The following is a 6,267-nucleotide window of genomic DNA, read 5'->3' as shown; positions in this document are numbered from 1 at the left end:
TTGTAGATTCTCCGGCTCAAATTGGCGCAAAATCCGCGTTGCCTCGCGCAGGCGGGTTTCGTTCTCCTCTTCCAAAATGAGCACGTACTTGCCCGCATTGAGACGGTTGCGGTAGGCCAGGGCATCGCCAAAGCCACTGGTTAGACCCACTCCTCCCCCCACAAAAAAGCTGCCCATGGCCCCGCCCAGGGCACCCAATAGGCCGCCAATGAGGTGGTTGCCCAGGGATCCCGCCCAGGCAAAGGTATCCAGGCCGCTGAGGAGGCTGAACCCCACTCCCGCCAAAAAGCCAAAGGGCACCAGCCAAATGGCCAGGCGCTGCATCTGCCGGCGGGCTGCTTGGGCCGGATCGATGAGCCCAAACTCATCTGCCGTTTTGTAGCCTCGCCCCAGGAGGTGCAGCCGCTCCAGAGGGAAGCCGGCTTGTTCCAGAGCGCTATAGGCCGCCTCGGCAGCCATGCGATCTGGCAGTACCGCAATGAGATAACTCATAGGAAGAGCTGCGCTTGTTATCAGCCAACTCCATTGTCTCCTGAGTTTGGGGAGGGATCCCTATGACACCGGCTTGCCCCACCGAGGCCCAATCCATCAGCCTCTACCAGCGCTTCTATGAAGTTGTGCGGCGGATCCCGCCGGGGCGAGTGGCCACCTATGGGCAGGTGGCGCGGCTTGCCGGCTATCCGGGGTATGCTCGCCAGGTGGGCTATGCCCTGTTTCGCCTGCAAGGCCAAAAAACCGACATCCCCTGGCACCGGGTGATCAACGCCCAAGGGCGCATCTCCTACTCCCCTTTTCGCCTTGGCTACGACGACCTGCAAAAAGTCTTGCTCCAAGCCGAAGGGATCCCCTTCGACGCCGAGGGCCGGGTGGACTTGCACCAGTTTGGCTGGGAGCCCAGGCAAGCTTAACCTGAGCTTGACCTAGCCTTAAACAGGCCATAGCGAAACCTCCCGCCCAGCTCTGGTAACGTGAACGCGGATGCGTCTTGTCTCGTGGATGGAGTGAAGGAGTTGTCATGAAACCAGCTTGTCGCCCCCGAGGGTCAGCCCCTGCCAAGGGAGGGTTCCCGGCTTGGCTGAACCCTCTGGCCAAGTCCCTGTGGACTGGGCTGTGCTGTTTGGTACTGGGTCTGGCTAATGCCTGCGGTACCACTGACGACAGCTCAGTTCCTCCAGCCGGCGGAGGAGCGGGGTTTATCGCCTCGGATCCCAATGTCACCCTCTCCAGTCAACCGCCCGCCTTTACGCTGCAGATTTTGCACGCTAGCGACTTGGAAGCTTCCATTGCTGCTGTTCAGGATGCGCCCCGCTTCTCGGCGGTGGTGAATGCACTGCGGCCCCAATTTCCCAACACCGTGATCCTCTCCAGCGGCGACAACTACATTCCCAGCCCTTTCTACAACGCCAGCGCCGATCCCTCGCTGCGGGCTCGCTACGACCGCACGCCTGGCAAGGCTGATATCGAGATCCTCAATGCCATTGGCTTTCAGGCCTCTGCTCTTGGCAACCACGAGTTTGACCAGGGTACCCGGCAACTCCGCGACCTCCTGCGGCCTGACCCTAGCCGCGGCTATGCGGGCGCCCGCTTTCCCTACCTAAGCGCCAACCTCAGCTTTAGCGGCACCGGCGAATTAAGCAGCACTGATCTAGCTCCCGATGGGCAAGAGGCCAGTTCCATTCCGGGCAAGATTGCCAAAACGGCTGTGATTACTGTAGGGGGACAGCGGATTGGCTTGGTGGGTGCCACCACCACTCGCTTGGCCGCCATTTCCAGTCCTGGCCCTGAGGTGAGAGTGGAGGGCAGGGTGGACGACACCGACCAGGTGAACGCTGCCCTCATCCAGAATTTCGTTAACCAGCTCACCGCGCAGGGCATTAACAAGATCATCCTCCTGGCCCACCTGCAGCAGCTCCAAAACGAGGTAACCCTGGCCAGCCAACTGCGGGATGTCGATGTCATTATCGCCGGCGGCTCCCACCGTGTTATTGCCAAGCCCACCGACCGCCTGCGCCCTGAAGATGTGCGCACGGGCGACTACCCCATCCTGCGCTCCTCCGCCAGTGGTCAGCCGGTGGCAGTGGTCAACACCGGCGCCAACTACCGCTATGTGGGCCGCTTGGTGGTTGGCTTCGACGCCAACGGGGTGATTGCCCGCATCGATCCGGTAAGCGGCGCCTATGCCACCGATGACCAAGGGGTGGCAGCCGTGCGCGGCACTCCCAACCCTGAGGTGGTGCGGGTGGCCAACGAGATCGGCAACATCATCCGCGCCAAGGATGGCCGTACCTTTGGCTCTACCACCCAATTCCTCAACGGCCTGCGGGCCGAGGTGCGCACCGAGGAAACCAACCTGGGCAACCTCACGGCTGATGCCAACCTGGCCTACGCCAGAACGGTTGACCCCACCACCGTCATCTCCCTGAAAAACGGGGGCGGCATTCGCGCTCCTATTGGGGCTACCACCGGTGGCGGTGGCGGCGAGCCGGTGCGGCGGATCCCTCCGGTGGCCAACCCCGATGCCGGCAAGCAGGCAGGACAAGTTTCGCAACTGGATATCGAAACCGCTCTGGCCTTTAACAACGGCCTGTCGCTGGTAACCGTCACCGCCGAGGAGCTGAAGCAATTGATAGAACACGGGGTGGCGCAAAGCCAGCCAGGAGCCACGCCGGGCCGCTTCCCGCAGATTGGCGGCTTTGCCTTCAGCTTTGATCCCTCGCGGCCACCAGGATCCCGCGTGATCTCTTTGCGGGTGGACACACCCACCGGCCGAGATGTGGTGGTGCGCAACGGCCAGTTGCAAGGGGATCCCCGCCGTACCTTCCGCCTGGTGACGCTGGACTTCTTGGCCAACGGTGGGGATGACTACCCCTTCCCGCGCCTGTCCAACCCCAACCGGGTGAACTTGGCCCCCAGCTCCGGCATCACCTTTGACACTCCCGGCAGTGAACAGGATGCCCTGGCTCGCTATCTGCGGCAGATCGGCGTGTTCACCCAAGCCGACACACCGGCTGCCCAGGACACCCGCATCCAGAACCTCTCGGTACGTCAAGATACAGTACTGCAGGGCTTGTAGGCTGGACTACTGTTAACCCGTGGATGGAGCCAACCGCCCCTCTCCTCTCTAGGGAGAGGGGATGGTTTTTTGGAAAGCGTCATTCCTCAAATGAGGAGCCATTCAGCATTCTCGAGCCATAGGGTAGAAAGTGTGCCAGCATAGTTCTGCTGGCAGTGCTAGACACCGCCGACGCCCCATGAGCCTGCCAAACCCATCTTCTCTGGCCAACCACCCGCCTGCGTCTTGGAGAGCGCAGACGGATCCCGTCCTCATCCTTGGAGCGGGCCTGATGGGACGCCTGCTGGCCGCCAGCCTTGTCGAGGTCGGGCATTCTGTGCGCATCGTGGAGGCCGCTTCTCCCACCGCTCCTGAGAGCAGTGCTGCCCATTTTGCTGCGGCCATGCTGGCTCCTCTAGCGGAGTCTGCCGTCGCCGAGGCCAGCGTAGTAGCGCAGGGGTACTATGCCCTCTCTCGCTGGCCCACCCTTCTGGCCAGTCTGGCAGAGCCGGTTTTTTTTCAGCAGGAAGGCACCCTGATCCTCTGGCACCGCCAAGATGCCGGGGAAGCCAAGCGCTTCTCAGCCCTACTGGCCGCTGTAGGGGAACGCCTTCCCCACCTCCCCCGGCCTCAGCCGCTGGATGCCCAGGCTCTGGCCGAGCTGGAGCCCTCGCTGGCCGGGCGATTTAGCCAGGGTCTCTATCTTCCCCAGGAGGGTCAGCTGGACAACCGCCAACTGCTGTTGGCTCTGCTGGCTAAACTGCAGCAGCACGGGGTGGAAGTGGAGTGGGGATCCCCCTGGGATCTGGAGCGGGCGCGAGCCTGGCAGCAGCAAACTGGCGGCTGGGTTTTGGACTGCCGCGGCCTAGGGGCTCAGAAAGAATGGGGTGGGCAAAAGCTGCTGCGGGGGGTGCGAGGGGAGGTGGTGCGTTTGTATGCTCCGGAGGTGGTGCTGCGGCGCCCAACGCGGCTGTTACACCCTCGCTACCCCATCTACATCGCTCCCAAGCCAGGGCACCTGTTCGTGGTGGGAGCCACTGAAATTGAATCCGAGGATCGCTCGCCCGTGAGCGTCCGCTCGGCTTTGGAGCTGCTCAGCGCTGCCTACGCGGTTCACCCTGCCTTTGCCGAAGCGCGTATCCTGGAATTAGGCAGCCAATGCCGTCCCACCTTGGCGAACAACTTGCCGGCGGTGGTGGAGCCATCCCCACGCCTGTTGCAGATCAACGGTCTCTACCGCCATGGCTTTCTCATTGCTCCGGCTCTCCACGATGCCGTTTTGGAGTACCTTCACCACGGCAGTTGTCGCCTTGCCCAAGAGTTGGGGATCCCTTTTCAGGTGCAGGCCGCCCCTCTTGCCGGTGAATCCCTGTCGCCATGCGTGTCTTGATCAACCAAAAGCCTTACGATTTGCCGGAGGGCACCACGTTGGCCGAGGCCCTCGCCCAGGTGGAGCTCAGTGGCCCCTTTGCGGTGGCGGTTAATCTAGAATTTGTGCCGCGCGCCCGCTATGGGCAAACCCATCTGCAAGAGGGCGACGAGGTAGAGGTCGTCGTGCCAAGTGCCGGCGGCTAGTGCCCCAGTTGTCTTTCTCCCTATCCTCCCCCAATGTCCACCCTTCTCCAGCTTTCCCCCTCGACTCGGGCCGATGAGGATCCCTTGGTGCTCTACGGCCAAGCGCTGCCCAGCCGCCTGATGCTGGGGACAGCTCGCTACCCTTCACCCGCCATTTTGGAACAGGCGGTGGCGCGGGCGCAGCCCTGTCTGTTGACCGTTTCCCTGCGGCGCCAGGGGGCGCTGGGGTCGGAAGCTTCCCAAGGGTTTTGGGCCCTGCTCCAGAAGTTAGGGATCCCGCTTCTGCCCAACACCGCCGGCTGCCACAGCGTGCAGGAGGTAATTACCACAGCGGAGATGGCCCGAGAGGTGTTCGGCACCGACTGGATCAAGCTAGAGCTCATCGGGGATGACTACACCTTGCAACCGGATCCGGTGCAACTGCCCGCTGCTGCCGCCGAGCTGGTGCGGCGGGGGTTTAAGGTCTTGCCGTATAGCACCGACGACCTGGTCCTGTGTCAGCGGCTCTTGGATGCCGGCTGTGAGGTAGTCATGCCCTGGGCGGCTCCCATCGGTACTGGCAAGGGCCCCCTCAACCCCTACAACTTGCGCCTGCTGCGGGAGCGGATTGAGGCACCGCTAATTGTGGATGCCGGTCTAGGCCTGCCTTCCCACGCCTGCCAGGTAATGGAGTGGGGCTTTGACGGGGTGCTGCTCAATACGGCAGTGGCTCTGGCTCGGGATCCGGTGGCAATGGCCGAGGCTTTTGCAGTGGCGGTGCGCGCAGGCCGCCAAGCCTATTTGGCTGGGGCAATGGTTCCCCAGGAAACACCCCAGCCGAGCACACCGGTTCTCGGCACTCCTTTTTGGCACCAAGGGTGAGCAGCTTAGGCGGCAGGCTTTTGGGCCTGGATCACCTGCAGGGCTCCTCCAGCGTGCAGGGTCTGCCGGACAGGTTGCCAGCCCTGTTGCTGCAGATACTGGGGCAAGTCCAGCTTGAGGAAGTGCCAGGCGGTCTCGGTTTCAAACAGGCCTAGAAAGAGGGCCAAAGCTGGCCAAAGGAGAGGCTGGCAAGGCGTGTGCAAATCGAGAATTAAAAGCCCTCCCCCCGGCTTGAGCACCCGCCACACTTCCCGCAGCACCTGTTCCAGGTCAGGAAAAGGCAGCTCGTGCAGGGCCAGGCTGGTATGTACCCAGTCAAAGCTATCGGCAGGAAAAGGCAGAGCCTGGGCAAAGGCTTCCACAAATTCCACCTTGGGGAGGCGTTGGCGAGCTGCCGCCAGGGCCTTGGGGGAAGCATCCAAGCCGACAACGTTTTGGCTCAGCTCGGCCAGGATTGGAGTCACTTCGGCAGGGCCACAGCAGAGATCCAACACCCGCTCTTGGGGCTGGATGGAGATCCCTTGGAGGGGCAACCGGCGCAGTCGCTCATATCCCCCCACTGCTAGGGCAGCCGCACGGCTGATGCTGCGGTAAAGCCAGGGAAAGCGGTAACTCCAGTCGCGCAGGAAGGTGGCCATAGGCAGGGATCCCTTGGGGCTTCTCCAGCCTACCTGTGAGACGGCTCCCCTGTCTCCTTGCTATTGTTGGTCCTCACCCCCAACCCCTCTCCCAGAGGTCACCCAAGCGCTCCGCGCCGCTCACGCGACCACCCCCAACCC

7 protein-coding genes are annotated in these 6,267 nt (G+C 62.6%); 5 read left to right on the top strand and 2 right to left on the bottom strand.

Annotated features, from left to right (window positions below):
- Positions 1-492, bottom strand: a 492-nt coding sequence (locus NW852_RS05650) for a hypothetical protein (protein ID WP_414426535.1), incomplete at its 3' end; no start/stop codon positions are given.
- 62 nt (positions 493-554) lie between these two features.
- Here NW852_RS05650 and NW852_RS05645 point away from each other — a divergent pair.
- The 5 genes from NW852_RS05645 to NW852_RS05625 all read left to right on the top strand — a co-directional run bounded on the left by NW852_RS05645 (position 555) and on the right by NW852_RS05625 (position 5,488).
- Positions 555-908, top strand: a complete 354-nt coding sequence (locus tag NW852_RS05645) for an MGMT family protein (protein ID WP_414366004.1) — start codon at positions 555-557, stop codon at positions 906-908.
- Positions 909-1,117: 209 nt separating this feature from the next.
- The gene (locus NW852_RS05640; RefSeq protein WP_414426534.1) at positions 1,118-3,073 is read left to right on the top strand and encodes a bifunctional metallophosphatase/5'-nucleotidase; all 1,956 of its coding nucleotides are present in this window, start codon (positions 1,118-1,120) and stop codon (positions 3,071-3,073) included.
- Between the two features lie 178 nt (positions 3,074-3,251).
- Positions 3,252-4,442, top strand: a complete 1,191-nt coding sequence (locus tag NW852_RS05635) for an FAD-dependent oxidoreductase (protein ID WP_414372707.1) — start codon at positions 3,252-3,254, stop codon at positions 4,440-4,442.
- The gene (gene thiS / locus NW852_RS05630; protein ID WP_414366001.1) at positions 4,430-4,627 is read left to right on the top strand and encodes a sulfur carrier protein ThiS; all 198 of its coding nucleotides are present in this window, start codon (positions 4,430-4,432) and stop codon (positions 4,625-4,627) included. Before NW852_RS05635 ends, thiS begins: the two co-directional genes overlap by 13 nt.
- Positions 4,628-4,660: 33 nt before the next feature.
- Positions 4,661-5,488, top strand: coding sequence for a thiazole synthase (locus tag NW852_RS05625; RefSeq protein ID WP_414366000.1), 828 nt, complete (start codon positions 4,661-4,663; stop codon positions 5,486-5,488).
- Positions 5,489-5,493: 5 nt separating this feature from the next.
- On the opposite strand, the gene NW852_RS05620 is transcribed toward NW852_RS05625, so the two are convergent.
- A complete protein-coding gene (locus tag NW852_RS05620; RefSeq protein WP_414426533.1) occupies positions 5,494-6,126 on the bottom strand; it encodes a class I SAM-dependent methyltransferase in 633 nt (210 codons plus the stop codon).
- Positions 6,127-6,267: the final 141 nt, after the last annotated feature.

This window comes from Synechococcus sp. H60.1 (genome assembly GCF_047462335.1).
GTDB lineage: Bacteria > Cyanobacteriota > Cyanobacteriia > Thermostichales > Thermostichaceae > Thermostichus.
The sequence above is the reverse complement of the archived record's forward strand: the minus strand, read 5'-3'. Positions and strand labels throughout refer to the sequence as shown.